Origin of the sequence: Pseudomonas syringae group sp. 243L2, assembly GCF_032587875.1 — a bacterium.
GTDB lineage: Bacteria > Pseudomonadota > Gammaproteobacteria > Pseudomonadales > Pseudomonadaceae > Aquipseudomonas > Aquipseudomonas amygdali.
In genome coordinates this window covers 185,010-207,162 of the sequence record NZ_JAWHPL010000019.1, presented here as the reverse complement: position 1 = coordinate 207,162, position 22,153 = coordinate 185,010, and the positions used below count along the sequence as shown (strand labels likewise).

General features: G+C 59.6%; 21 protein-coding genes. 14 read left to right on the top strand and 7 right to left on the bottom strand.

What is annotated here, in order from left to right; all coding sequences use genetic code 11:
• Window positions 1-109 precede the first annotated feature (109 nt).
• The gene (locus RYB66_RS11335; RefSeq protein ID WP_004655619.1) at window positions 110-2,104 is read right to left on the bottom strand and encodes a 7TM diverse intracellular signaling domain-containing protein; all 1,995 of its coding nucleotides are present in this window, start codon (window positions 2,102-2,104) and stop codon (window positions 110-112) included.
• Between the two features lie 371 nt (window positions 2,105-2,475).
• Here RYB66_RS11335 and RYB66_RS11330 point away from each other — a divergent pair, with 371 nt between their 5' ends.
• The 4 genes from RYB66_RS11330 to RYB66_RS11315 all read left to right on the top strand — a co-directional run bounded on the left by RYB66_RS11330 (window position 2,476) and on the right by RYB66_RS11315 (window position 6,316).
• Window positions 2,476-3,273 carry a hydroxymethylpyrimidine/phosphomethylpyrimidine kinase gene (locus RYB66_RS11330; protein ID WP_010193235.1) on the top strand — a complete coding sequence of 266 codons (798 nt, stop codon included), beginning with the start codon at window positions 2,476-2,478 and terminating at the stop codon, window positions 3,271-3,273.
• 23 nt (window positions 3,274-3,296) lie between these two features.
• Window positions 3,297-3,914 (top strand): thiamine phosphate synthase, encoded by a 618-nt coding sequence (gene thiE / locus RYB66_RS11325; RefSeq protein WP_002555311.1) that lies wholly within the window; start codon window positions 3,297-3,299, stop codon window positions 3,912-3,914.
• Between the two features lie 271 nt (window positions 3,915-4,185).
• Window positions 4,186-5,469 carry a glutamate-1-semialdehyde 2,1-aminomutase gene (gene hemL, locus RYB66_RS11320; protein WP_002555312.1) on the top strand — a complete coding sequence of 428 codons (1,284 nt, stop codon included), beginning with the start codon at window positions 4,186-4,188 and terminating at the stop codon, window positions 5,467-5,469.
• Window positions 5,470-5,767: 298 nt separating this feature from the next.
• Window positions 5,768-6,316 (top strand): tetratricopeptide repeat protein, encoded by a 549-nt coding sequence (locus RYB66_RS11315; protein ID WP_002555313.1) that lies wholly within the window; start codon window positions 5,768-5,770, stop codon window positions 6,314-6,316.
• Between the two features lie 33 nt (window positions 6,317-6,349).
• Here RYB66_RS11315 and RYB66_RS11310 read toward each other — a convergent pair whose 3' ends face one another.
• Window positions 6,350-6,676: a DUF1820 family protein gene (locus tag RYB66_RS11310; RefSeq protein ID WP_002555314.1), complete on the bottom strand. Its 327-nt coding sequence runs from the start codon at window positions 6,674-6,676 to the stop codon at window positions 6,350-6,352.
• 130 nt (window positions 6,677-6,806) lie between these two features.
• On the opposite strand from RYB66_RS11310, the gene miaB reads away from it, so the two are divergent.
• The 5 genes from miaB to lnt all read left to right on the top strand — a co-directional run bounded on the left by miaB (window position 6,807) and on the right by lnt (window position 12,224).
• Window positions 6,807-8,135, top strand: coding sequence for a tRNA (N6-isopentenyl adenosine(37)-C2)-methylthiotransferase MiaB (gene miaB, locus RYB66_RS11305; RefSeq protein ID WP_010193240.1), 1,329 nt, complete (start codon window positions 6,807-6,809; stop codon window positions 8,133-8,135).
• 176 nt (window positions 8,136-8,311) lie between these two features.
• A complete protein-coding gene (locus RYB66_RS11300) occupies window positions 8,312-9,334 on the top strand; it encodes a PhoH family protein (RefSeq protein WP_005780749.1) in 1,023 nt (340 codons plus the stop codon).
• Complete coding sequence (ybeY, locus tag RYB66_RS11295; RefSeq protein WP_316894395.1) at window positions 9,327-9,827, top strand: rRNA maturation RNase YbeY; 501 nt, start codon at window positions 9,327-9,329, stop codon at window positions 9,825-9,827. Before RYB66_RS11300 ends, ybeY begins: the two co-directional genes overlap by 8 nt.
• Window positions 9,828-9,832: 5 nt before the next feature.
• Window positions 9,833-10,675 carry an HlyC/CorC family transporter gene (locus RYB66_RS11290; RefSeq protein WP_002555318.1) on the top strand — a complete coding sequence of 281 codons (843 nt, stop codon included), beginning with the start codon at window positions 9,833-9,835 and terminating at the stop codon, window positions 10,673-10,675.
• Between the two features lie 28 nt (window positions 10,676-10,703).
• Window positions 10,704-12,224 carry an apolipoprotein N-acyltransferase gene (gene lnt, locus RYB66_RS11285; RefSeq protein ID WP_316892004.1) on the top strand — a complete coding sequence of 507 codons (1,521 nt, stop codon included), beginning with the start codon at window positions 10,704-10,706 and terminating at the stop codon, window positions 12,222-12,224.
• A gap of 48 nt (window positions 12,225-12,272) precedes the next feature.
• Here lnt and RYB66_RS11280 read toward each other — a convergent pair whose 3' ends face one another.
• Together RYB66_RS11280 and RYB66_RS11275 are read right to left on the bottom strand one after the other, a co-directional pair.
• Window positions 12,273-13,043: a YdcF family protein gene (locus tag RYB66_RS11280; protein WP_004666281.1), complete on the bottom strand. Its 771-nt coding sequence runs from the start codon at window positions 13,041-13,043 to the stop codon at window positions 12,273-12,275.
• Window positions 13,044-13,147: 104 nt separating this feature from the next.
• Window positions 13,148-13,477, bottom strand: a complete 330-nt coding sequence (locus tag RYB66_RS11275; RefSeq protein ID WP_117140627.1) for a hypothetical protein — start codon at window positions 13,475-13,477, stop codon at window positions 13,148-13,150.
• Between the two features lie 311 nt (window positions 13,478-13,788).
• On the opposite strand from RYB66_RS11275, the gene leuS reads away from it, so the two are divergent.
• The 5 genes from leuS (at window position 13,789) to RYB66_RS11250 (ending at window position 20,025) form a co-directional block, all read left to right on the top strand.
• On the top strand, window positions 13,789-16,395 hold the full coding sequence (gene leuS, locus RYB66_RS11270) for a leucine--tRNA ligase (RefSeq protein WP_016981875.1): 2,607 nt from the start codon (window positions 13,789-13,791) through the stop codon (window positions 16,393-16,395).
• A gap of 89 nt (window positions 16,396-16,484) precedes the next feature.
• The gene (gene lptE / locus RYB66_RS11265; protein WP_005745388.1) at window positions 16,485-17,090 is read left to right on the top strand and encodes an LPS assembly lipoprotein LptE; all 606 of its coding nucleotides are present in this window, start codon (window positions 16,485-16,487) and stop codon (window positions 17,088-17,090) included.
• Between the two features lie 41 nt (window positions 17,091-17,131).
• Window positions 17,132-18,169: a DNA polymerase III subunit delta gene (holA, locus tag RYB66_RS11260; protein ID WP_016981879.1), complete on the top strand. Its 1,038-nt coding sequence runs from the start codon at window positions 17,132-17,134 to the stop codon at window positions 18,167-18,169.
• A 279-nt stretch (window positions 18,170-18,448) separates the two neighbouring features.
• Window positions 18,449-18,604, top strand: a complete 156-nt coding sequence (gene arfA / locus RYB66_RS11255; protein WP_002555325.1) for an alternative ribosome rescue factor ArfA — start codon at window positions 18,449-18,451, stop codon at window positions 18,602-18,604.
• A gap of 83 nt (window positions 18,605-18,687) precedes the next feature.
• Window positions 18,688-20,025, top strand: coding sequence for a lytic murein transglycosylase (locus RYB66_RS11250; protein WP_117140629.1), 1,338 nt, complete (start codon window positions 18,688-18,690; stop codon window positions 20,023-20,025).
• Between the two features lie 120 nt (window positions 20,026-20,145).
• Here the strand turns inward: RYB66_RS11250 and lipA are convergent, their stop codons facing one another.
• From lipA to RYB66_RS11235, 3 genes are read right to left on the bottom strand one after another with little or no spacing between them, the layout of a single operon-like run.
• A complete protein-coding gene (gene lipA / locus RYB66_RS11245; RefSeq protein ID WP_002555327.1) occupies window positions 20,146-21,153 on the bottom strand; it encodes a lipoyl synthase in 1,008 nt (335 codons plus the stop codon).
• A complete protein-coding gene (gene lipB, locus RYB66_RS11240; protein WP_005745386.1) occupies window positions 21,146-21,802 on the bottom strand; it encodes a lipoyl(octanoyl) transferase LipB in 657 nt (218 codons plus the stop codon). The genes lipA and lipB overlap by 8 nt, the downstream gene beginning before the upstream one ends.
• Window positions 21,802-22,077: a DUF493 domain-containing protein gene (locus RYB66_RS11235; protein ID WP_002555329.1), complete on the bottom strand. Its 276-nt coding sequence runs from the start codon at window positions 22,075-22,077 to the stop codon at window positions 21,802-21,804. The genes lipB and RYB66_RS11235 overlap by 1 nt, the downstream gene beginning before the upstream one ends.
• Window positions 22,078-22,153: the final 76 nt, after the last annotated feature.

Genomic DNA, 22,153 nt, shown 5'->3' with positions numbered 1-22,153 from the left:
GTGTGCACGCGCAACATGCAGACAGTGAATCACGCGCCCGACACTTGCAAAAGTGCCGTAGCCGCCGAAATCTCGGCGCTTTTACCTGATGCGCGTATCAAATGACGCTTTATATACCCCACTGAGCCTTGAGTTCTGGGGCTCTGCGCACTGCGCCAGGTACAACCATCAGCATCGGGACATTCAAGGTAAAGCAACTGCCCTTGCCTGGCTCGGAACGATGACTCAGCTCGCCACCCTGCAACTCGACCAGTTTCCGGCAAATCGCCAGACCGATGCCCAGCCCGCCGTATTCGCGGGTCATGGAGCCGTCGACCTGAAAGAAGTGTTGATACAGTTGGGCTTCGTCCAGTCGGCTGAAACCGATGCCGCTGTCCATCACTTCAACCCGCAGGTACATGCGCTCCAGATCCTGCGGGTGCCCGCTGAAGCGCACTTGCACCGCGCCCTTACGGGTGAATTTGATCGCGTTGTCCACCAGGCACTCGATGCACTGGTAGAGCTTGTCGATGTCGCCACGCAGGTACGGCGGCAGCTTATCGTCCAGATCGAGCGTCAAAATCAGCCCCTTGGACTGAGCCGCGCCCAGGAAGCGATTGCGTAGCCTGTCGGTGAGGTCTTCGGGCGAAAAGGCATTGCAGTCGGCATACAGCACACCGGCTTGAAGTTCGGTGAGGGTCAGAATGCCGTTGATCATGCTCATCATGTCCCGCGCGGAACTGGCAGCCGTTTGCTGATACATCTCCAGTTCGTCATCCATATCGAGTGTCTGCATCACTTCCAGCGAGCCGATCACGCCGTTCATCGGCGTGCGCAGCTCATGGGTAAGCGTGGCAAGGAACTCATCTTTCAGCCGGTTGCTGTTGGCCAGTTGCTGGTTGAGACGCTCCAGATCCTGACCTGCCGCCAGCAGCGTTCGCGCCTGCTGGCACCGGGCATGGTTGATACGGTCGGCAAGCGCCATGGAAAGGAATGCCATTTCCAGCACCGTGCCGATGTGCGAGGCGTACATGGTCAGGAAGGTGTTGGGCAAATAGCCCAGCAGCATCAGCCCGAAGATCAACCCGCTGACCATGAAGACAGACCAGGCCAGCACAAAATAGCGCCCTACCCGCTCGCCTTTCATGATGGCGACAATGCCCGCCAGGTAGATCGTCACGGCCCCTGTCATGACCAGCTGAGTGGCCCCGCGCAGGGCTGGCCCGTAACCCAGGAACAAGGCCATGCCCATCACCAGCACAGCAGCGCCGATGACTATCAGCAGCAAGCGGTCCAGCCAGCGCGCCAACTGTGCCGTACCCAGAAAACTGCGCGAAAACTGGCACGCGAACAGCGTGGCCAGCGCCATCAGAAAGGGCGTCGACGCATTTGCCCACCAGGGGCTGTCAGGCCACAGGTATTCAATGGCAACCCCGTTGATCGACATCTGGTAAAGCCCGAACGAGGCGACATACAGCAGGTAGTACAGGTAATCCACCTCACGGACGCTGAGGTAGATGAACAGGTTGTAGACCAGCATGCCCAGCAGCACGCCGTAGATCAGCCCGAAGACGTAAACCTTGGTGGGCTGCGCCTCGAGGTAGGCGTGAGTAGACCAGAGATTGAGCGGAGCCTGAACCGACCCTTCGCTGCGTATGCGCATATACAAGGTTCGCGTCTGACCCGCTGGCAGGTCCAGCTGGAAAAGGTAGTTGTTCTGAGCGAACTGACGGCTGGAGAACGGCAACATGTCGCCGGTCTGCCAGACCCGCCCGGGATTCCCGTCGGCATCCGGGACATAGAAATCAACGTGGTCCATTGGCGGATAGGCCAGTTCCAGCAACCAGTCGTTATGGATGCTGGCGTCTATCGGGCGATAGGTCAGCTCGACTTTCAGCCAGAAGGCGGAACGCGAATACCCGGCGTTGAAGGTCCCGGCAGGCACGGACTGAAAGGCACCGGCGTGAGCGGCGGCGCTGACGCTTTCAATGGTCGCATCGCCGGTCGGGTCTTCGAATACCTGAATGGCACGACCCAACGGCAGAAAACGAGTGTTTTCATCAAACTCGACTGCATGACTCTGCAACGGCAGCCAAAGAGCCAGAATGATCAACAGATAGCGCATTGAAGCCCCAAGGTAGGTCGTCGCGTTCAATCCATCCATTGATTACGACGTCCCGCAATTTTCTGTCCTTGAAACAGGCTAATGATTCAAACAGACCATTGAACGTAGGGATGACCTGGCTGGCATCGGTATAAAAAACGATGCAAACCGTCGGTAATCGGTCTGACCACACAAGCATAGCCGCTAATAGCGTAAAGACAGTATCGCGATAAAAATCAAGGCAATAGCTCTACATCGGCTATTTCAGGCCAAACATGAGTATTTTTTGCAGGTTTGTCGAATCTGCGACAGTCGCCGACGGACCATCACCAGCAAGAAAAACCTGGCACCCCGAGCGGCCCGCGAAAGGTTTAGTGATAAGCTCGCGCACCATGAATATCTATAGCTCCCGCCCCGTTGTCCTTTGCCTCTCCGGCCACGACCCTAGTGGCGGTGCCGGTATGCAGGCCGATATAGAAGCCCTGCTCGCCCAGGGCTGTCACGCCGCTCCGGCGATTACTGCGCTCACCGTGCAAGACACTGTAGATGTCAGTGATTTTCGCGTGCTCGATCGCGAATGGGTCATGGCACAGGCCAATGCCGTCCTCAACGATTCGAACGTAGCCGCCGTCAAGCTGGGCATGCTCGGTTCGCTGGAGATGGTCGACACGGTCGTCGACCTGCTTCTTGCTCACCCGCATTTGCCAATGGTCTGCGACCCGGTGCTGCGTGCTGGCGGCGGCGGACGGCTGGGCAAGGACGAAGTTGGCTACGCCATGCGCGAACGGCTGCTGCCTTTGTCGACCATCGCCACCCCCAATCTTCCGGAAGCACGCATTCTTGCCGAGCTGCCTGAGGGTACTGCGGACGAGTGCGCCGACAAGCTACTGCTGTTTTGTGAATACCTGTTAATCACTGGCGGTCATGGTGACGAACAGCAAATCCATAATCGTCTTTATGTGCGTGGCGGCCAGACCCACACTTTCATTTGCGAACGTCTACCCGGCAGCTACCACGGTTCAGGCTGCACACTGGCCAGCGCACTGGCCGGGCGTATTGCCCAGGGAGAAGAACTGGTCAGCGCGGTAAGATCGGCGCTGGACTACACCTGGCGAACGCTCAGGGACGCCGAACAGCTGGGCCGCGGGCAATTTGTGCCTCGTCGGTTGCCGCTGGATTTTTGCTCGTAACACATCGCCATGAGGCTCGATTCATGAAACTACGTGGCCTGTATGCCATTACCGACAGTCAGTTGCTGTCCGGCAAATTTCTCTCGTACGTCGAAGCTGCGCTGGATGGCGGCGTGACGCTGCTGCAATACCGCGACAAGACCAGTGACGAGTCCCGCCGTCTGCGCGAAGCGACCGAGCTGCTCAAACTCTGCGAACGCTACAAGACGCGGCTGATCATCAACGACGACGCCGAACTGGCGGCGCGTCTGGGCGTGGGTGTGCATTTGGGCCAGACCGACGGCTCGTTGCCGGATGCGCGTGCCCTGCTGGGGCACAAGGCGATTGTCGGTGCCACCTGTCACGGCAGCCTGGAACTGGCCGAGCAGGCAAAGGCAGATGGCGCGACGTACGTAGCATTTGGCAGGTTCTTCAACTCCCTGACCAAGCCCGGCGCCCCTGCAGTACCGCTGGACCTGATTGCTCAGGTGCGTGCCAGGGTTCACTTGCCGATTGCCGTGATCGGCGGCATCACCCTGGAGAACGCCCCGCAACTGGTCGAACATGGAGCAGATTTGCTCGCTGTGGTACACGGCCTGTTCGGCGCTGAAAACGCCCAGGAAGTCACTCGCCGGGCAAAAGCCTTCATGGCGTTGTTGTAAAGCAGAATTGCTGTGGGAGTGACCGGGGCGGCGATCCGCATTGCTCGCGAAGGCGATGGCTCAAAATGCTCTGTTTTCGGGGCCTGCACCGCCCCCTTCGCGAGCAAGCTCGCTCCCACGAGTACGTGGATCCTTCTTCATTTGATATAGTGCGCGTTCCTGCGCCTTCTCTGGCTCATGCCAACCAATAAAGCAGCCCACCCTGAAGCTGCCCGCCTCGGCTGACCCCAGCGTAGACACGAATTCCCCGTTTCAAAGCAGAGACCCGATCATGTCCCGTTCCGAAACACTGTTCGCCAACGCCCAAAAACACATCCCCGGTGGCGTCAACTCGCCGGTTCGTGCTTTCAAAAGCGTGGGTGGCACGCCGCTGTTCTTCAAGCACGCTGCGGGCGCTTACGTGACTGACGAAGACGACAAACGCTATGTTGATTACGTTGGCTCCTGGGGGCCGATGATTCTTGGCCATAGCCACCCGGAAGTGCTCGATGCCGTGCGCAGCCAGCTGGAACACGGCCTGTCTTACGGCGCACCGACGGCCATGGAAACCGAAATGGCCGATCTGGTCTGCGCACTGGTGCCGTCCATGGAAATGGTCCGCATGGTGAGCTCCGGCACCGAAGCGACCATGAGCGCGATCCGTCTGGCCCGAGGCTTTACCGGCCGCGACAGCATCATCAAGTTCGAGGGCTGCTACCACGGTCACTCCGACAGCCTGCTGGTCAAGGCCGGCTCTGGTGCCCTTACCCTGGGCGTACCCAGTTCGCCTGGCGTACCGGCAGCGTTTGCGAAACACACTCTGACCGTGCCCTTCAACAACCTCGACGCCGTGCGTGACCTGTTGGCTGAAGTGGGTCAGGAAGTGGCGTGCATCATCGTCGAGCCCGTTGCTGGCAACATGAACTGCGTGCCGCCTGCGCCTGGCTACCTGCAAGGTCTGCGCGACCTGTGCGACGAGCACGGCGTGGTGCTGATTTTCGATGAAGTGATGACCGGTTTCCGCGTAGCCCTCGGTGGCGCACAGGCTTACTACGGCGTGACGCCCGACCTGAGCACCTTTGGCAAGATCATCGGTGGCGGTATGCCGGTCGGCTGCTTTGGCGGCAAACGCGAAATCATGTCGCACATCGCACCGCTTGGTCCGGTCTATCAGGCGGGCACCCTGTCGGGTAACCCGTTGGCGATGGCCGCTGGCCTGACTACCCTGCGCCTGATCAGCCGCCCGGGCTTTCACGATGAATTGAGCGACTACACCCGTCGCCTGCTTGAAGGCCTGCAACAGCGCGCCGATGCAGCAGGCATTGCGTTCGTGACAACCCAGGCGGGTGGCATGTTCGGCCTGTACTTCAGTGAAGCGCGTGAAATCGTAACGTTTGAAGACGTGATGACCAGCGATGCCGAGCGTTTCAAACGTTTCTTCCACTTGATGCTGGAGGGCGGCGTGTACCTCGCGCCGAGCGCATTCGAAGCCGGCTTCACCTCCATCGCCCACGGCGATGCCGAGTTGAAACTGACACTCGATGCCGCGGAAAAAGCGTTTGCTGCGCTGAAATAAGCTCGTCAGACTCACCCGCGCCGGTGTGTCATTGAACCGGCGCGAGTGATGCCTGTGAATGAAACGGAACGCTAAGTACGTATTTTGCTTCTACAATGCAGTGCGGATGCTGCAAACACAGGTCACTGGAAGTGTTGTTTCAGGTAATGCCTCCCCTAAAGAAGGGCGCTTTCAACGCCGTGCAGCAGAAAATCCGTAAAGACTTTGTAAGGTTGGCTCTGCTTATTTCATAATGCGCAGCCAGCACGTTTAGCTGGTCGGGCATGCCCGCACCTTTTTCAGAGGTAAGTCGACTCCCATGAACCGCACCGGCCGCACCCTTGTATTGGGCTGCCTGTTGCTTGTCTATCCCCTGCTGGCGACTGCTGGCGGCAACTCGTTGTTAATCCCGGCGATGGGTCGTTGCACCCTCAATACCCAGCCAGAGAACCTGCCCGCTGCGCTTGAAGCGTGCCAGCAGGCCGCCAAGGGTGGGGATGCGCAGGCGCAGTACGAGTTGGGTGAGTTCTATTACGAGGGCAGAAATGCACCTCGCGATTTGCCGCAGGCGCTGAATTACTTCGAGCAGGCCTCATTGCAGGGGCATGCCCAGGCGCAGTATCAACTGGGCTTGATGTTCAGCCGTGGTGAAGGGGTGCAGGCCAATAACATTCAGGCGTATATCGTGCTGAAGATGGCCGCAGTCAATGGCTCGGAAGAAGCGCTGGATGCCGCCGACGAGGTATCGGCAAAGATGCAGCGCGACGAACTGGAAGTTGCCACCCAGGTACTGGGGCAGATCTTCCGCAAATACCTGCTTGAACTGCAGACCGCCGAAGGGCGCAGCCCCTTCTCTCCGCTGCCCTGACCAGCAATAGCTCAGGGCACTTGCGATTCAGAGTTACTTTTCCGGCATCGGCATGGGAAACGGCATTACGTTGCTGCTGCCGCGCGCTTCGCTGATCTTCGGCACGCCCATGCGCTCGACTTCGTCGATGCGCACAATCGAATGCATTGGTACGAAACTGCGCACCACGCCTTCGAACTGAGCCTTGAGCTTCTCTTCGCTCGGGTCCACCACAACCGTCGTGCGTTCGCCGAAAACGAATTCTTCAACTTCCAGAAAGCCCCACAGATCACTTTGATAGATCTGCTTGGCGTACATCTCGAACACCTGTCCCTGGTTGAGGAAAATCACCTTGTAGATTGGAGCTTCGCGTTTGGTCATAACGGGCGGGTAACGATCGGAGATGAAAAAGGGGCACGGACTATAGCATGTCCATCGGACAGCCAACGCTAGGAACCCAAGCCCTTCATCCTTATAATGCTCGGTTCACTGATACGGTTGATGATCACGCATGGCCAAGAAGCTTTATATCGAAACCCACGGTTGCCAGATGAACGAGTACGACAGCTCGCGCATGGTCGATCTGCTGGGCGAACATCAGGCCCTGGAAGTCACCGCTCGCGCGGAAGACGCCGACGTGATCCTGCTCAATACCTGCTCGATTCGCGAGCGCGCCCAGGACCGGGTGTACTCCCAGCTTGGCCGCTGGCGTGAATTGAAGCTGGCCAATCCCGAGATGGTGATCGCTGTCGGTGGCTGCGTAGCCAGCCAGGAAGGCGCAGCCATTCGTGATCGCGCGCCCTATGTGGACGTGGTGTTCGGCCCCCAGACCCTGCACCGCCTGCCGGAAATGATCGACGCAGCGCGTATCACCCGCTTGCCGCAGGTCGACGTCTCGTTCCCGGAAATCGAAAAATTCGACCACTTGCCCGAGCCTCGCGTCGATGGCCCGAGCGCTTATGTATCGGTGATGGAAGGCTGCAGCAAATACTGCACGTTCTGCGTGGTGCCCTATACACGTGGCGAGGAAGTCAGCCGGCCGTTTGACGATGTGCTGAGCGAAGTCATCCACCTCGCCGAAAACGGCGTGCGTGAAGTCACCCTGCTGGGGCAGAACGTCAACGGTTATCGCGGCACTACCCACGACGGGCGGGTTGCAGATCTGGCGGACCTGATCCGCGTGGTCGCCGCCGTCGATGGCATCGACCGAATTCGCTACACCACCTCGCACCCGCTGGAGTTTTCCGACAGCCTGATTCAGGCCCATGCGGAGGTGCCGGAGCTGGTCAAACACCTGCACTTGCCGGTGCAGTCGGGTTCCGACCGCATTCTGGCGGCCATGAAGCGCAACCACACCACGCTGGAATACAAGTCCCGCTTGCGCAAGCTCAGGGCGGCCGTGCCGGGCATCAGTATCAGTTCCGACTTCATCGTTGGCTTCCCCGGCGAGACCGAAAAAGATTTCGACAACACCATGAAGCTGATTGAAGACGTGGGTTTCGACTTCTCGTTCTCGTTCGTCTACAGCCCGCGCCCGGGTACGCCTGCCGCAGATCTGAAAGACGACACGCCAGAAGCGCTCAAGAAAGAGCGCCTGGCCGCGCTGCAACACCGCCTGAACCAGCAGGGTTTCGAGATCAGCCGGCAGATGGTGGGCAGCATCCAGCGCATTCTGGTAACCGACTATTCGAAGAAAGACCCTGGCGAACTGCAGGGCCGCACCGAGAACAACCGGATTGTGAATTTTCGCTGCAACAATCCGAAACTGATCGGGCAGTTTGCCAACGTACACATTGATGATGCGCAGCCTCACTCTCTGCGTGGCTCGCTGCTACAGTAAACCTTGAATGTCGCCGCAGAAACGAATCGCCGAATGAATTCGGTTCTGCGCGGTCCCTACCATTGAGCACGGTGAATCCCTGGCGCGGCCTTTAACAAGGCAAAGCTTTCACACAACCAGCGCCAGGGGTATTCTTCAATACATCTCAATTGCCGCCGGACGGCCATTAAACGACCTTGAACGCACCCATAGAACCTCATCGCTTCACCCTCGAGCCTTTCGAGGCCCATCGTTTCGCCAACCTGTGCGGGCAACTCGACGAGCACTTGCGCCTGATCGAGCAACGCCTGGACATCGAGATCCGCAATCGCGGCAATCAATTCGAGCTTATTGGCGATTCAAAACAAAATCACTCCGCCGAGAATCTTCTGCGCCGCCTGTACCGGGAAACCAAGGGTACCGAGCTGACGCCGGACATGGTCCACCTGTTCCTTCAGGAATCAGGCGTGGACGGCCTCGACAACCAACCTGCCGCCGAAGTCGGCGTCTCGCTGCGCACCAAAAAGGGCATGATTCGCCCGCGCGGCCTGAATCAGCAGCGTTACGTCAAGGAAGTCCTCAGCAACGACATCAACTTCGGCATCGGCCCTGCGGGTACTGGCAAGACGTACCTGGCGGTTGCCTGCGCAGTCGATGCGCTGGAACGCGAGCAGATTCGTCGCATCCTGCTGGTGCGTCCGGCGGTCGAAGCGGGCGAGAAACTGGGCTTCTTGCCCGGCGATCTGGCCCAGAAGATCGACCCGTACCTGCGCCCGCTGTATGACGCGCTGTACGAGATGCTCGGTTTCGAATACGTCGCCAAGCTGATCGAGAAGCAGGTCATTGAAGTGGCACCGCTGGCTTACATGCGCGGACGTACCCTTAATAACAGCTTCATCATTCTCGACGAAAGTCAGAACACCACTGTCGAGCAGATGAAGATGTTCCTGACCCGTATCGGCTTCGGCTCTACCGCCGTGATCACCGGCGACATCACCCAGGTCGACCTGCCCAAGGGCACCCGGTCGGGGCTGACGCATGTCATTGATGTGCTCAAGGACGTGCCGGGCATCAGCTTCACGCATTTCAAACCCAAGGATGTGGTTCGCCACCCGCTGGTGCAGCGCATTGTCGAGGCCTATGAGCGTTTCGATGATCAGCTCAGCGACGGTTCGTCGGGCAACAACAGTTACCCACGGGACAAGAACCGCGATGCTTGAGCTGGACCTGCAGATTGCAAGCGAAACAAGCGCTCCCGATGAAGCCCGATTCCGCCTCTGGTGTGAAATGGGCCTGCGCCAGCGCAGTGCCGATTCCGAGCTGACCATCCGCCTCGTCGACGAAAACGAAGGGCGCGAGCTCAATCACACCTGGCGACATAAAAATTACGCTACAAATGTGCTTTCATTCCCGGCGGATGTTCCAGACGACATGCTGGACATCCCGTTGCTGGGCGACCTGGTCATCTGCGTCCCGGTGGTCAACCGTGAAGCTGCTGAACAAGGCAAGTCCGTCGACGCGCACTGGGCACATATGGTCATTCATGGCTGCCTTCATCTGCTGGGTTACGACCACATCGATGATGAAGAAGCCGAAGAAATGGAAGCACTGGAACGAACGTTGCTTGAGGAGCTGGGCTACCCCGACCCTTACGCAGAAGATGAAAGTGCCGAGCACCCCCATTCAGACACACCAAGCAAGGACCACGAGTAAGGGCTATGAGCGAAGACCGATCGAGCAACGGGCAAAAGTCATGGTTGGGTAAACTGACCCAGGCCTTTGTCCATGAGCCGAAAAACCGCCAGGAGCTGCTTGAGCTGCTGCGCGAAGCCCACCAGAACAAACTGCTGGACAGCGAAGCGCTGGCCATCGTCGAGGGCGCCATTCAAGTGGCTGACCTGCAAGTGCGCGACATCATGGTGCCGCGCTCGCAGATGATCAGCATCAAGGCGACCCAGACACCCCGTGAGTTCCTGCCTGCGGTCATCGATGCTGCGCACTCGCGCTACCCGGTGATCGGCGAGAGCCACGATGACGTACTCGGCGTGCTGCTGGCCAAGGATCTGCTGCCTCTGATCCTTAAAGCCGACGGCGACAGCGACGACGTCAAGAAGCTGCTGCGTCCCGCTACGTTCGTGCCCGAATCCAAGCGCCTCAACGTGCTGTTGCGCGAGTTTCGCGCCAACCACAATCACATGGCCATCGTCATTGACGAATACGGTGGTGTGGCAGGTTTGGTGACTATCGAAGACGTGCTGGAACAGATCGTCGGCGATATCGAAGATGAGCATGACGTCGAGGAAGACAGCTATATCAAGCCACTGCCCAGCGGTGACTTCCTGGTCAAGGCCCTCACGCCGGTCGAGAATTTCAACGAATTCTTCGACAGTGCGTTCTCCGATGACGAGTTCGACACCGTGGGCGGTCTGGTGATGAATGCCTTCGGCCATCTGCCCAAGCGCAACGAAATCACTGAAATCGGTGCGTATCGTTTCCGCATCCTGAGCGCTGACAGCCGTCGCATTCATTTGCTGCGCGTGACTCCCATTTCACGTCCGTAACCACTTGATGCTGTTTTAAGGAATCTACATGCGCTGGATAACCCGCCCCGGCTGGCCCGGTAACCTGCTGGCCCTGGCGGCTGGCGGGCTCACGACCCTGGCCCTGGCGCCCTTCGACTTCTGGCCGCTGGTGCTGGTGTCGGTGGCCCTCTTCTATCTGGGGCTGCGCGAGCTGAATCCGCGCCAGGCGCTGGCTCGTGGCTGGTGTTACGGCTTTGGCCTGTACGGCGCGGGCACCAGTTGGATCTACGTCAGCATCCATACCTACGGTGGTGCTTCGGTACTGCTGGCCGGGCTGTTGATGCTGCTGTTCATCGCTGCCATTGCCCTGTTTTTCGCCCTGCCCGCCTGGGTCTGGGCGCGCTGGCTACGTCGCAACGAGGCGCCGCTGGCCGATGCACTGGCGTTTGCAGCACTATGGCTGTGGCAGGAGGCATTTCGCGGCTGGTTCCTTACCGGCTTCCCGTGGCTTTATTCCGGTTACAGCCAGCTTGACGGACCACTTGCCGGGCTCGCCCCGGTCGGTGGTGTATGGCTAATCTCGTTCTTGCTGGGCCTGACTGCCGCACTGTTGTGCAACCTGCACCGCTTGCGGGCACGCAAATCGTTCCTGGCGACGGGTGTGGTGCTGTTGCTGGCACCCTGGATCGCAGGCCTGGCACTCAAGGACCATGCCTGGACATCACCGTCCGGCCCGCCGCTGAAAGTCGCGGCGATGCAGGGCAACATTGAACAAAGCATGAAGTGGGACCCGCAAAAGCTCAATGATCAGCTCGCGCTGTACCGGGACATGACCTTCCGTTCACAGCAGGCGGACCTGATCGTCTGGCCGGAAACCGCCGTGCCGGTACTCAAGGAAAGCGCAGAAGGCTATCTGGCGATGATGGGCAAGTTCGCTTCGGACCGCGGCGCAGCGCTGATCACCGGCGTGCCAGTGCGTGAGCCGACCGGGCGCGGCGAGTATCGCTATTACAACGGCATCACGGTTACCGGCCAAGGCGATGGCACCTACTACAAGCAAAAGCTCGTGCCGTTCGGTGAGTACGTGCCGCTGCAGGACCTGTTGCGCGGGTTGATTTCCTTCTTCGACCTGCCGATGTCGGACTTCGCCCGCGGCCCGAACGACCAGGCGCTGTTGCAGGCCAAGGGTTACCACATCGCGCCGTTCATCTGCTACGAAGTGGTTTATCCAGAGTTCGCCGCAGGCCTGTCGGCGCAAAGCGACTTGTTGCTGACGGTCAGCAATGACACCTGGTTCGGTACCTCGATCGGTCCGCTGCAACACTTGCAGATGGCCCAGATGCGCGCCCTTGAAGCGGGCCGCTGGATGATCCGCGCCACCAACAACGGCGTGACCGCGCTGATCGACCCGTTTGGCAGGATTACGGTACAGATTCCGCAGTTCGAACGCGGCGTGTTGTACGGCGAAGTGGTACCGATGCACGAACTCACGCCCTACCTGCGCTGGCGCTCATGGCCACTGGCAATTGTCTGCCTGCTGCTGTTCGGCTGGGCATTGATGGCAGCACGGATTGCCAAAACCGTCTGAGTGCACGAAGCCGGTATCGCCTGCTTTCAGGCGATACCGGCTAAAGAGTCAGTGGCTGGGCGGATAAATCCACGGATAAACCAGCAAGCCTGCCGCTTCATTAAGCAACACGCCGCTTTGCGTGAACACACGACTTTCAGGCAGCCAGCCTCCAAAGGGGCGAGCGTTGTCGACACCAAGAAAGCCGACCGGCGCACTCACCACGGTAAAACCAGCCTTCTCGAAACTCCAGCGCGCTCGTTGCATATGCCAGGCTTGCGTGACCAGCACCACGCGCTTGATGCCTAGCGGTTGAAGAACCGCAGCGGTCATTGTCGCGTTTTCCCATGTCGTTCGGCTCAGCCCTTCCTGCCAGCGTGCCGTCACACCAAAATCATCGTGCAGCGACTGCGCCATGATCGACGCCTCGCTGGGCGGCTGATCAAAGTGCAAGCCGCCGGTGGTCAGTATTGGCAGTCCGGACGTTTTCGACAACCGCGCCGCCAGACGCAATCGCTCCAGCCCCAGACCAGTCGGTGTATCTGTGCCCCACGTCGGAGAATTGCGCTCACGGCCATTGCCCAGTACCACGATGGCGTCCGCCTGCTGCGCCAGTGTCGCCCATTGCTGCTGCGGCAAGGGCGGGACCTGCTCAATTTTACGGGCAGCGAACTCTACCGCCACCGGCAGACTCATCAGCCACAACCCACCAAGACCGAAGGCAAAAAATGCCGTTGCCAGGCGCGGACGGGAACGACGCAACCACCAGCCAAGAATGAGCAGAACAAACAGGACACCGGGCGGCAAAAGGAGGGTTTTGAGCAGGTAGCGCAAAGGCATCGGGACATCTCCAAGGATGTCCGCAGCCTAGAATGTTTGAAGCCAGGCGACAACGCCTGAAGTAGGCAGGTCCTACCTGCGCGTAGAGAAGATAATTCAAATGCCTAACTATGACGGCCCAACCGCGCCGAAGATTTGCCCCGTCGCCTGTCTTTCAGCCAAATGATAGTGGCTGATGCTCTGGACGGCCTGCCGAGCTCTGGCTGGAAGAACAGGCGATCCCTGACAGAGACGTCTGCGGCCCCCAAACCTTTTTCCAGATAGGCTTCGATCAGCTGGAGTTCGGCACTGCTCAAGCCCTTGAGTTCAAGCTCGGCTGGCGTCTCGTTTCGGAGCCGGACCGAGGTACTCGCCGTCTCGAGCGCAAGCCCGAGGCGGTCGATCAGACGCTCATACAGTTCGGACAGGCTTACTACATGCTGCAACTCGGTCATCCGCTCACCTCATCGAAGATAATCATCACCCTCGAAATTGAGCTTAGCGCTGCTGTACAAACCGGCATGGAACTGCGACCAACGGGCAGATAGGGCTGTCAGCCGGGCTTTGAGCGCTGCGAGGCGCAATCAGGGTTTCCCTCGATAGACAGCCCTCATGTATGCTACTGCGCTTCCTGTAATTCCACTTCCGTGCTCTTGAGCCCGAACGCACCGCACAGACAGTTGCAATTGTCCGCCACGCGGTGCCGACCTGACTCGGCGAAGCAATGAAGAGGTCAAGGGTCACTAATCTTTAGTAAAAAGTAGCCATGCACGAACTCTATCAGCCCCGCGAAATCGAAGCCGCTGCCCAAACATTCTGGGATGAGCAAAAGTCTTTTGAAGTCAGTGAACAGCCAGGCAAGGACACTTTCTATTGCCTGTCGATGTTTCCTTACCCAAGCGGCAAGCTGCACATGGGTCATGTACGCAACTACACCATTGGCGATGTCATTTCCCGATACCAGCGCATGCTGGGCAAGAATGTCCTGCAGCCACTGGGCTGGGACGCGTTCGGCATGCCGGCCGAAAACGCCGCCATCGACAACAACGTCGCGCCGGCCAAGTGGACCTACGAAAACATCGCCTACATGAAGAACCAGCTCAAGAGCCTGGGTCTGGCGGTCGACTGGTCGCGCGAAGTCACCACCTGCAAGCCTGATTACTACCGCTGGGAACAATGGCTGTTCACTCGCCTGTTCGAAAAAGGCGTGATCTACCGCAAGAACGGCACCGTAAACTGGGATCCGATCGACCAGACCGTACTGGCCAACGAGCAGGTCATCGATGGCCGCGGCTGGCGTTCCGGCGCGCTGATCGAAAAGCGCGAAATCCCGATGTACTACTTCAAGATCACCGCGTACGCCGATGAGCTGCTGGAAAGCCTCGACGAACTGCCGGGCTGGCCTGAACAGGTCAAGACCATGCAGCGCAACTGGATCGGCAGGTCGCGCGGCATGGAAGTGCAGTTTCCGTACGATCAGGCCTCGATCGGCGAAGCCGGTGCACTGAAAGTCTTCACCACTCGCCCTGACACCCTGATGGGCGCGACCTACGTCGCCGTCGCCGCCGAACACCCGCTGGCGACCCTGGCCGCGCAAGGCAACCCTGGGCTGCAAGCGTTCATCGATGAGTGCAAAGGCGGCAGCGTTGCCGAAGCCGACGTTGCCACTCAGGAAAAGAAAGGCCAGCCGACTTCGCTGTTCGTCGAGCACCCGCTGACCGGCGAAAAACTGCCGGTGTGGGTCGCCAATTACGTGTTGATGCATTATGGCGATGGCGCAGTCATGGCCGTGCCGGCACACGATGAGCGTGATTTCGAGTTTGCCACCCAGTACGGTCTGCCGATCAAGCCCGTAGTACGCACCAGCGCCGGCGACCAGACGCCTGCCCCATGGCAGCCGGCCTACGGCGAGCATGGCGAGCTGATCAATTCCGGCGAGTTCACCGGCCTGAATTTCCAGGCCGCATTCGATGCCATCGAAGCGGCACTGGTGAAAAAATCCCTCGGCCAGTCGCGCACCCAGTTCCGCCTGCGTGACTGGGGCATCAGCCGCCAGCGTTATTGGGGCTGCCCGATCCCTATCGTGCATTGCGATACCTGTGGCGACGTGCCGGTTCCTGAAGACCAGTTGCCGGTTGTCCTGCCTGAAGACGTAGTGCCTGATGGTGCTGGCTCGCCACTGGCGCGCATGCCCGAGTTCTACGAATGCAGTTGCCCGAAATGCGGCGCACCGGCCAAGCGTGAAACCGACACCATGGACACCTTCGTCGAGTCCTCGTGGTACTACGCTCGCTATGCGTCACCGCATTACGAGGGTGGTCTGGTCGAGCCGAACGCTGCTAACCACTGGTTGCCGGTGGACCAGTACATCGGCGGCATCGAACACGCCATTTTGCACCTGCTTTACGCGCGCTTCTTCCACAAGCTGATGCGTGACGAAGGCCTGGTGACCTCGAACGAGCCGTTCAAGAACCTGCTGACCCAGGGCATGGTCAACGCCGAAACCTACTTCCGCATGGAAACCAGCGGCAAGAAAACCTGGATCAACCCGGCCGACGTGACTCTCGAAAGAGACGCCAAGGCCAAGGTTATCAGCGCGAAGCTGACCAGCGATGGCCTGCCGGTGGAAATCGGCGGCACTGAAAAGATGTCGAAGTCGAAGAAAAACGGCATCGACCCGCAAACCATGATCGATCAGTACGGTGCTGATACCTGCCGTCTGTTCATGATGTTCGCCTCCCCGCCCGACATGAGCCTGGAATGGTCCGACTCGGGCGTCGAAGGCTCGCATCGCTTCCTGCGCCGCGTGTGGCGTCTGGCTCAGGCGCATGTCGCTCAAGGCGCATCGACCGGTCTGGACATTGCGGCACTGACGGATGACCAGAAAGCCATCCGCCGCTCGATTCACCAGGCGATCAGGCAGGCGAGCCAGGATATTGGCCAGAACCAGAAATTCAATACCGCCGTCGCACAAGTGATGACGCTGATGAACGTCCTGGAAAAAGCCCCGCAGGTCACCCCGCAGGATCGCGCGCTGCTGCAGGAGGGTCTGGAAACGGTCACCCTGCTGCTGGCACCGATCACGCCGCACATCAGCCACGAGCTGTGGACGCAACTGGGCCACAATGAGCCGGTCATCGACGCTGGCTGGCCTGCATTCGATGCAAATGCGCTGGTTCAGGACAGCCTGCAACTGGTGATTCAGGTCAACGGCAAGCTGCGCGGCCATATCGAAATGCCCGCCAGCGCCAGCCGCGAAGAAGTCGAAGCGGCCGCACGTATCAACGAGAACGTATTGCGCTTCACTGATGGCCTGACCATTCGCAAGGTGATCGTCGTGCCTGGCAAGCTGGTCAACATCGTCGCAAGCTGATTGGATCGGGCGCCCGGCAGACGCCGGGCGCCGAACATATTTCCAGGGTACGCAGTGTCGGCCCAAACGGATTCAAGGGGAGCATCAAGATGATCAAACGCAATTTGCTGGTGATGGGCCTGGCTGTTCTGTTGAGTGCCTGTGGCTTCCAGCTGCGCGGCACCGGCACCACCGAGCTGGCCATCAAGGAGCTGGATGTAAGCGCGCGTAACGCTTATGGCGAAACCGTGACCCAACTCACTCGCCTGCTGACCAGTTCCGGCGTCAAGGTCTACACCGGCGCGCCTTACAAGCTCATGCTGACCAACGAAGCAGAAACCCAGCGCGCCATCAGCTATTCGGGTTCGGGTCGTTCGGCTGAATACCAGCTGACCACCACCCTGACCTATGAAGTGCATGGCGACAGAGATCGTTTCCTGCTCGGCGACAAGGTCACCGCAGACCGCTCCTACGTTCACGATGGCAACAACCTGACCGGTTCCGATCAGGAAGCCTCTCAGGTTCGTCAGGAAATGCGCAACGACCTGATCCAGAAACTGATGGCGCGCTTGCAGCAAATGACGCCGACACGCCTTGAAGAACTGCAGGCCAAGGCCGACGCAGTTGCCAAGGCTGAAGCCGACGCACAGGAAGCCGCCCAGCGGATCCGCGACGAGACGCCTCAGCAATCGCCTGTCGAAGTACCGGCCAGGTAAGTGTCCGGGGCCAGTCAGCTGGCCCCGGCATGCTCTGACTCATGAAACTCGCCCCCGCCCAACTCGGCAAGCACTTGCAAGGCACACTTGCGCCCGTCTACGTGATCAGCGGTGACGATCCGCTGCTCTGCCAGGAAGCTGCTGATGCCGTGCGTGCTGCTGCGCGCCAGCAAGGTTTCGATGAACGGCAGGTATTCAGCGCTGACGCCAGCTTCGACTGGGGTACGCTGCTCCAGGCCGGCGCCAGCATGTCGCTGTTCGCCGAGCGCCGTCTTCTGGAACTGCGCTTGCCCTCAGGCAAACCCGGTGACAAAGGCGCTGCGGCGCTCATGGAATATTGCGCCAGACCTGCCGAAGACACCCTGCTGCTGATCAGCCTGCCCAAGCTCGATGGCAGTGCGCAGAAAACCAAATGGGGCAAGGCTCTGGTTGAGGGTGCGCAAACCCAGTTCGTGCAAATCTGGCCGGTGGACGTCGGCCAGCTGCCGCAATGGATTCGCCAGCGCCTGTTGCAGGCGGGCCTGGCAGCGACTCAGGATGCCGTCGAACTGATCGCGGCCCGGGTCGAAGGCAACCTGCTGGCGGCCGCGCAGGAAATCGAAAAGCTCAAGCTGATGGCCGAAGAAGGCCAGATAACCGTCGAGACTGTGCAGGCGGCCGTGGCCGACAGTGCGCGCTTCGACGTATTTGGTCTGACCGATGCAGTGCTCAACGGCGAAGCTGCCCATGCCTTGCGCATGCTGGAAGGGCTGCGCGGCGAAGGGGTCGAAACCCCCGTGATCCTCTGGGCCCTGACCCGCGAGCTGCGCGCGCTGGCCAACATGTCCCAGCAGTTCAGTCAGGGCATGCCACTCGACAAAGTGTTCAGCTCGGCCCGCCCACCGATCTGGGACAAGCGCAAGCCATTGATGAGCAAAGCCCTGCAACGCCATTCGGCAAAACGCTGGAGCCAGTTGCTGATGGACGCACAGCGCATCGACGCACAGATCAAGGGGCAGGCGCCAGGCTCGCCGTGGAGCAGCCTCAGCCGACTGGCGCTATTGATGGCAGGGCAACGGCTGGCACTGCCTGCGGAGTGAGTGAGGTTGTCGACTCTCGTTCCCACGCTCTGCGTGGTAACGCCTTTCAGGACGCTCTGCGTCCTCTTGTGACGCGGAGCGTCACGAACTGCATGTCGACGCGGAGCGCCGGCACGATAAAGCGAGCAGCCTGCACCGCCCCATTCGCGAGCAAGCTCGCTCCCACAGGTATTGCATTCAAGTCCGCCTCCCGCGTCATAGCACACGACTATTAGACACAAGCGCCGTTCTGCCCGATTATTTGCATCGCTTTACAACACCCATCAGGAGCACCCCGCCATGAGCAAGCCAAAGCGGCCGAACAAGGCCAAATCCATCATCGCCCAGCCATTGTTCCGCAGTCGTCAGGAACAACCCGCCAAGGGCAAAGGCAGCTACCGCCGCGAAGCCTTCCAGTCTAAAAGCTGGGAGGCTTCCTGCTTTATGGCGGCCTGATATCGAGCAACATCTCCGGGGCGCTTTCAACCGCTTAGCCGTGTTATGGTCTGCACCTAACGGTAATACCCTTGGACTCAAGCATGCCTTCTCGTTTTACCCATCGCCCGCAGCTGCGCCAACTCATCGCTGCCTCCAGCCTTGTTGCCTTGGTAGCCTGCGCAGAAAAACCCACTGCAGCCGATGCCACGCCTCTTCAATCCAGCAAAGCACAGACAAACGCTCCTGCCGTAGCTCCTACGCCTGCGCTGGTCGTTGATGACAGCCTCACGATTCAACCCGCCGTCAGCTTCAGCGAATGGCAGGCCGGTTTTCGTGTTCAGGCGTTAAAGGCAGGTATCCGGGCGGATATATTCGATCAGGCATTCGCCGGTGTCACTCCCGACATGAGCGTGGTCAAGGCCGACCGCAGCCAGCCTGAGTTCACCCGTCCGATCTGGGAATACCTGGACGGTGCCATCTCCGCCGCACGCGTGCGCAAGGGGCAGGCGCTGCTTTCGCAGTACGCTGACGACCTGCAGAAGATCGAGCAGCAGTATGGTGTGGATCGTCAGGCGCTGGTCGCGGTATGGGGCATGGAAAGTAATTTCGGGTCGTTCCAAGGCACGCAATCCGTCATCCGCTCGCTGGCTACGCTGGCCTATGAAGGTCGCCGTCCCGGTTTTGCACAGAGCCAGTTGCTGGCCGCGCTGGAAATCATCCAGCATGGCGACATCACACCGGACAAGATGCTGGGTTCGTGGGCCGGTGCGATGGGCCAGACCCAGTTCATCCCGACCACCTATAACACTCATGCCGTCGACTTTGACGGCGATGGCCGTCGTGACATCTGGAACACTCCCGCCGATGCCCTGGCCTCCACTGCGCATTACCTGCAAAGCTCTGGCTGGCAACGCGGTCAGCCCTGGGGCTTTGAAGTGGTACTCGGCTCCGGGTTTGATTACTCGCTGGCAGATTCGACCACTCGCAAGAGCCTCGCTGAATGGCAACAACTGGGCCTGAAACAGCCGGACGGCTCGGCGATTCCAGTCGCAGCCAGCCAGCAGCAAGCCGCCTTGTTGTTGCCAGCCGGTTATCGCGGGCCAGCCTTTCTGGTGCTGGATAACTTCCGAGCAATTCTCAAGTACAACAACTCCACCTCGTACGCACTGGCGATCAGCCTGCTTTCTGACCGGTTCAAAGGGGCCGGGTACGTAGTAGGTGCATGGCCACGCGGGGACACTCCGCTGAGCCGCTCTGAACGCATTGAACTGCAAACCCTGCTCTCGGCACGTCAATATGACGCAGGCGCACCAGACGGCATTATCGGTGCCAATACGCGCAAGGCCATTCGTAGCGCGCAGCAGTCATTCGGCTGGCCGGCAGATGGTTACCCGACGCATGAATTGCTGGAGGCCCTGCGCAAGCCTGTGGGGCAATAATCGGGAGGACGCAGAGCGTCCAGAACAGCATGCCCACGCGGAGCGTTGGCACGATAATCAACCGCAAACAAAAAGGGCCAGGTATCGCTACCTGGCCCTTCTTGTTTTTGCGGCGTGCTGTCAGAGCATTGCCTTGGCGATCTTGGCTTGCTCGTCGGCATGATACGAAGAGCGTACCAGCGGCCCGGATGCGACGTTCTTGAAGCCCATCTTGTAACCTTCCTCGGCAAACCAGGCAAAGGTGTCAGGGTGGACAAAGCGCTGCACCGGCAGGTGGTTGCGCGATGGCTGCAGGTACTGACCCAGCGTCAGCATGTCGATGTCGTGCTCGCGCATGCGCTGCATGACTTCGATAACCTCTTCGTCGGTCTCGCCCAGGCCCAGCATCAGCCCTGATTTGGTCGGTACATGCGGGACCATCTGTTTGAAGCGCTGCAGCAGGGTCAACGACCACTGGTAGTCCGAACCCGGACGCGCAGCCTTGTACAGACGCGGCACGGTTTCCAGATTGTGGTTGAACACATCCGGTGGCTCGGCGGCGGTGATTTCCAGCGCAACGTCCATGCGGCCACGGTAATCCGGCACCAGTGTTTCAAGCTGTACGCCCGGCGACAGCAGGCGGATTTCGCGGATGCAGTCGGCAAAGTGCTGAGCACCGCCGTCACGCAAGTCGTCACGGTCCACCGAGGTGATCACTACGTACTTCAGACGCAGGTCGGCAATTGCGATGGCGAGGCTCTTCGGTTCGTTGACGTCGAGCGGCTTCGGACGACCATGGCCCACGTCGCAGAATGGGCAGCGACGGGTGCAGATGTCGCCCATGATCATGAACGTTGCGGTGCCACCGGAGAAGCATTCGCCCAGGTTCGGGCAGGACGCCTCTTCACAGACACTGTGCAGCTTGTGCTTGCGCAGCAATTGCTTGATACGGTCGACTTCCGGAGAAACCGGGATGCGCACACGAATCCAGTCGGGTTTCTTCGGCAGATCTACCGTTGGAATGATCTTGACCGGGATGCGCGCAACCTTTTCCGCTCCGCGAAGCTTGACGCCCGCTTCGACTTTCGGACGGGCCACTCGCTCGGAAACATCCAGCGTCGGGATCAGGGTTTGCACGGTGTCAGTCATAATGGTTTATTCCGCCCGTAAGGGTCGCCTGCTCAGCGTAGTCGAGGTGTTTGACGAGCTGCGCACGCAGTCGGGCACTTACCTCGGAAAATTCTATCTGCCCTGCCTGATCGCTCAGTTGGGTCATGGCCAACCCGGCGTATCCGCAAGGGTTGATGCGGCGGAACGGCTCCAGGTCCATGTCGACGTTCAACGCCAGACCATGAAACGAGCAGCCGTTGCGAATGCGCAGACCGAGCGACGCGATTTTCGCGCCGTCGACGTATACACCCGGTGCATCGGCCTTGGCGGCTGCCTTGACGCCGTAGTCGGCGAGCAAGGCGATAAGGGTATTCTCGATCCGTGTTACCAGATCGCGAACACCGAAACCAAGGCGCCTGACGTCCAGCATCAGGTAAGCCACCAGTTGGCCCGGGCCATGATAAGTCACTTGGCCGCCACGATCGACCTGTACGACAGGAATATTGCCCGGCAGCAGCAAATGTTCGGCCTTGCCGGACTGTCCCTGGGTGAAAACCGGGGGGTGCTGGACCAGCCAGACCTCATCGGCAGCCTCGCGGCCACGCCCATCGGTAAAGCGTTGCATGGCGTGCCAGGCAGTTTCGTAATCGATCAGGCCCAGATCACGAAAACCCAGCGCAGCCGTCATCAGAGCACCATGTGCACGAAACCCGTAGCGCGAAGGGCACTATTGATATCGCGCAATTGATCTTCGCCTGTAGCGACGATGTGCAACTGGACGGTGGTGTATTTGCCGTTGCTGCTCTGACGCTCGGCGAGCGTCTTGAGGTCGACCTGTGCGTACTTGTGCAGGACTTCCATGACAGCAGCAGTAAAGCCCACGCTGGTATCACCGATCACCTTGATCGGATAGTCATCGCAGGGGAATTCGATTTTGTGCGACTTGATGTCGGTATCAGTCATGGCAGTAAAGGTCTCACAAGCCGTGACGACGGACACGCAGCCCGCTCAGATCATGAGCAGGCCGCGAGAAGGTCGG

Excerpts from the sequence above, each read along its gene's own strand:
- miaB (WP_010193240.1), top strand. The coding sequence starts at position 6,807 with ATGGCCAAGAAGCTTTATATCGAAACCCACGGTTGCCAGATGAACGAG.
- RYB66_RS11290 (WP_002555318.1), top strand. The coding sequence starts at position 9,833 with ATGAGCGAAGACCGATCGAGCAACGGGCAAAAGTCATGGTTGGGTAAA.
- RYB66_RS11235 (WP_002555329.1), bottom strand. The coding sequence starts at position 22,077 with ATGACTGATACCGACATCAAGTCGCACAAAATCGAATTCCCCTGCGAT.
- lipA (WP_002555327.1), bottom strand. The coding sequence starts at position 21,153 with ATGACTGACACCGTGCAAACCCTGATCCCGACGCTGGATGTTTCCGAG.
- hemL (WP_002555312.1), top strand. The coding sequence starts at position 4,186 with ATGTCCCGTTCCGAAACACTGTTCGCCAACGCCCAAAAACACATCCCC.
- RYB66_RS11280 (WP_004666281.1), bottom strand. The coding sequence starts at position 13,043 with ATGCCTTTGCGCTACCTGCTCAAAACCCTCCTTTTGCCGCCCGGTGTC.
- thiE (WP_002555311.1), top strand. The coding sequence starts at position 3,297 with ATGAAACTACGTGGCCTGTATGCCATTACCGACAGTCAGTTGCTGTCC.
- holA (WP_016981879.1), top strand. The coding sequence starts at position 17,132 with ATGAAACTCGCCCCCGCCCAACTCGGCAAGCACTTGCAAGGCACACTT.
- RYB66_RS11315 (WP_002555313.1), top strand. The coding sequence starts at position 5,768 with ATGAACCGCACCGGCCGCACCCTTGTATTGGGCTGCCTGTTGCTTGTC.
- lnt (WP_316892004.1), top strand. The coding sequence starts at position 10,704 with ATGCGCTGGATAACCCGCCCCGGCTGGCCCGGTAACCTGCTGGCCCTG.
- RYB66_RS11310 (WP_002555314.1), bottom strand. The coding sequence starts at position 6,676 with ATGACCAAACGCGAAGCTCCAATCTACAAGGTGATTTTCCTCAACCAG.
- ybeY (WP_316894395.1), top strand. The coding sequence starts at position 9,327 with ATGCTTGAGCTGGACCTGCAGATTGCAAGCGAAACAAGCGCTCCCGAT.
- lipB (WP_005745386.1), bottom strand. The coding sequence starts at position 21,802 with ATGACGGCTGCGCTGGGTTTTCGTGATCTGGGCCTGATCGATTACGAA.
- leuS (WP_016981875.1), top strand. The coding sequence starts at position 13,789 with ATGCACGAACTCTATCAGCCCCGCGAAATCGAAGCCGCTGCCCAAACA.
- arfA (WP_002555325.1), top strand. The coding sequence starts at position 18,449 with ATGAGCAAGCCAAAGCGGCCGAACAAGGCCAAATCCATCATCGCCCAG.
- lptE (WP_005745388.1), top strand. The coding sequence starts at position 16,485 with ATGATCAAACGCAATTTGCTGGTGATGGGCCTGGCTGTTCTGTTGAGT.
- RYB66_RS11330 (WP_010193235.1), top strand. The coding sequence starts at position 2,476 with ATGAATATCTATAGCTCCCGCCCCGTTGTCCTTTGCCTCTCCGGCCAC.
- RYB66_RS11250 (WP_117140629.1), top strand. The coding sequence starts at position 18,688 with ATGCCTTCTCGTTTTACCCATCGCCCGCAGCTGCGCCAACTCATCGCT.
- RYB66_RS11335 (WP_004655619.1), bottom strand. The coding sequence starts at position 2,104 with ATGCGCTATCTGTTGATCATTCTGGCTCTTTGGCTGCCGTTGCAGAGT.
- RYB66_RS11275 (WP_117140627.1), bottom strand. The coding sequence starts at position 13,477 with ATGACCGAGTTGCAGCATGTAGTAAGCCTGTCCGAACTGTATGAGCGT.